Source organism: Streptomyces sp. (assembly GCF_031178505.1).
In the GTDB taxonomy this organism is placed as follows: Bacteria; Actinomycetota; Actinomycetes; order Streptomycetales; family Streptomycetaceae; genus Streptomyces; species Streptomyces gulbargensis.
On record NZ_JAPSIW010000804.1, the window covers coordinates 1 to 3,070 of the forward strand.

The 3,070-nt window shown below is 71.5% G+C and carries 2 protein-coding genes; both read right to left on the reverse strand.

The window, feature by feature from the left end; all coding sequences use genetic code 11:
- Positions 1-1,389 (reverse strand): L-arabinose isomerase (gene araA / locus RIF68_RS32620; RefSeq protein ID WP_309054962.1); only part of this gene is annotated, 1,389 nt, incomplete at its 3' end.
- A gap of 67 nt (positions 1,390-1,456) precedes the next feature.
- The coding region (gene araB / locus RIF68_RS32625) for a ribulokinase (protein ID WP_309054963.1) at positions 1,457-3,070 on the reverse strand (1,614 nt) is incomplete at its 5' end.

Genomic DNA, 3,070 nt, shown 5'->3' on the forward strand with positions numbered 1-3,070 from the left:
GTCGAGCTCCTCACCGCCGAGAGCGGTGGTGAGGACGGTGTGGTGCGGCGCTCCGGCCGTGAGCCACGCCTCGGTCGAGGTCCGCAGGTCGGGGCGGGGGCGCCAGACGGCACGGGCGACGGGCAGCCGGGGCAGCGGCTCGGGCGGGGCGACGACGTCGATGCGGTTGGCCACGAGGCGGAACCGTTCACCCATGTCGGCGAGACCGACGACGACGGCCGGACCCGGGTCCGCGTCGAAGACCAGACGGACCGGGTCCTCGCGTCCGCCGATGCCGAGCGGATGGATCTCGCAGGTGGGCGTCCCCGTCGTGAGGGAGGGGCAGACCTCGAGCATGTGCGCGCCGAGGATGAGCTCCTGGCCGGGCGTGAGGTCGTAGGTGTAGTCCTCCATGAAGGAGGTGCCGCCGGGCAGGCCGTGGGCCATCGCCTTCAGGGTGCGCAGCAGCGTGGCGGTCTTCCAGTCCCCTTCACCGCCGAAGCCGTAACCGTCCGCCATCAGGCGCTGCACGGCGAGGCCGGGCAGCTGGCGCAGGCCCCCGAGGTCCTCGAAGTTGGTGGTGAAGGCGCGGAAACCGCCTTCCGTGAGGAAGGTCCGCAGGCCGGCTTCGATGCGGGCGGCGTAGCGCAGGGATTCATGGCGCTCGCCGCCGGGCCGCAGCTCGGGGGCGAGGGCGTAGAGGTCCTGGTACTCCTTCACGAGCGCGGTGACGGTGTCCTCGGGAGCGGCGTCGACGGCTGCGACGAGGTCGTTGACGCCGTACGTGTTGACCGACACCCCGAACCGCAGCTGCGCCTCCACCTTGTCGCCCTCGGTGACGGCGACATCGCGCATGTTGTCGCCGAAACGGGCGAGCTTGAGGGTGGTCAGTTCGGACCGGCCGACGGCTGCGCGGGCCCATCCCGCGATCCGGTCGACGACGTCGGGGGCGGAGACGTGGCCGGCCACGGTCTTGCGCGGGACGCCGAGACGGGTCTGGACGAAGCCGAACTCGCGGTCGCCGTGGGCGGCCTGGTTCAGGTTCATGAAGTCCATGTCGATGGTGGACCAGGGCAGTTGGCGGTTGGCCTGGGTGTGCAGGTGCAGCAGCGGCTTGCTGAGGGCGTCGAGGCCGGCGATCCACATCTTGGCCGGGGAGAAGGTGTGCATCCAGGCGATCAGGCCGATGCAGCGGTCGTCGGCGTTGGCCTCGAGGCAGACCGCGCGGATGGCCGCCGCGTCGGTGAGGACCGGCTTCCACACCAGGCGGACGGTCATCTGCGGCCGGGCCGCCAGGGTGTCGCAGATGACACGTGACTGTTCGGCGACCTGGGCCAGTGTCTCGTCGCCGTAGAGGGCCTGGCTGCCGGTGAGAAACCAGATCTCGCGGTCGGGCTGGGCGAGCGTCATGTCGGATGTGCTCCTCGGAGGTGCTGGGGGGAGAGGTGGGACCGGTGGTGCTGGGGTGGTCGCCCGGTCAGCTGCCGGCCGCGGTGCGTGCGGTGTTGCGGACGTGCCGGAGGCGGTGCAGGAGGAGGTCCGTGCCGGTGCCGAAGTGGTCGTGCAGGGCGCGGTACTCGCCGAACAGCGCGTCGTAGGCGTCCGCCCGCGCGGAATCCGGCACGTAGGCGTGGCGACGGACGCTGCCCATGACGGCGGCGGCGGAGCGGATGTCGGGATACGCCCCCGCGGCCACGGCCGCGTGGATGGCCGAACCGAGCGCGGGTCCCTGCTCGGAAGTGCCCACCGAGACAGGGCGGCGCAGCACGTCGGCGTAGATCTGCATCAGCAGGGCGTTCTTCTTCAGCCCGCCGGTGACGATGAACTCCTCCACGGGGATCCCCCCGGCCTCGAAGGCCTCGACGATCATCCTCGTGCCGTAGGCCGTGGATTCCAGCAGGGCCCGGTAGACGTCCTCCGGCCGGGTGTCCAGGGTCAGCCCGGCGACCACTCCGGACAGGTGGTGGTCGACCAGGGTGGAACGGTTGCCGTTCATCCAGTCCAGAGCCACCAGCCCGTGCGCGCCGACCGGCTGGCCGGCGGCCTTACGGGTCAGGAGCTGGTGCAGGTCCTCGCCCGCCGCCTGCGCCTCGGCACGGTAGTGGTCCGGCACGCCCTGGCGCAGCCACCAGGCGAAGATGTCACCGACCGCGCTCTGGCCGGCCTCGTAGCCGTAGGCGCCCTCGACGATCCCGCCGTCGACGACCCCGCAGATCCCCGGGATCTCCGCGAGGGTGGCGCCGTTGAGGACATGGCAGGTGGAGGTGCCCATGATGGCGAGCATCCGCCCGTTCTCCACAGCGCCCGCCGCCGGCGCCGCGACATGGGCGTCGACGTTGCCGGCGGCGACCGCGATGCCCTCGGGCAGACCGGTCCAGCGCGCGGCCCGCCCGCTCAGGGACCCCACGCGCGAACCCAGCGGGGCGAGCGGATGCTCCAGCCGCGTGGCCGGGAAATCCGCGAATCCCGGGTGGAGCCCGCCCAGGAAGTCCGGCGAGGGATAAGCACCGTCCTGGTGGATGCCCTTGTAGCCGGCGGTGCAGGCATTGCGCGACTCACTGCCCGTCAGCTGCCAGACGATCCAGTCGGCCGCCTCGATCCAGCGCGCACAGGCCGCATAGACCGCCGGGTCCTCCTCCAGGACCTGCAAAGCCTTCGCGTACTGCCACTCGGAGGAGATCTTCCCCCCGTAGCGCCCGATCCACTTCTCCCCCCGGGCATGCGCCAGGGCGTTGATACGGTCCGCCTGATCCTGCGCCGCGTGATGCTTCCACAACTTCGGCCACGCATGCGGACGCCCCGCCCACTCCGGCACCAACGCGAGCGGGACCCCCTCCCGGGTGGTCGGCAGAACCGTGCACGCGGTGAAATCCGTCGCGATCCCGATCACCCGGGCCGGATCCACCCCGGCATCCGCCAACGCCGCCGGAACAGCCCTGCGCAGCACCTCACACCAGTCCTCAGGATGCTGCAGAGCCCAGTCCGGAGGCAGCACAGCCCCCGTGGAAGGCAGACGCTCCTCGATGACCGCGTGACCGTACACGTGCACCGCGGAACCCAGCTCCGCGCCGTCCCGCACCCTCACCACCAC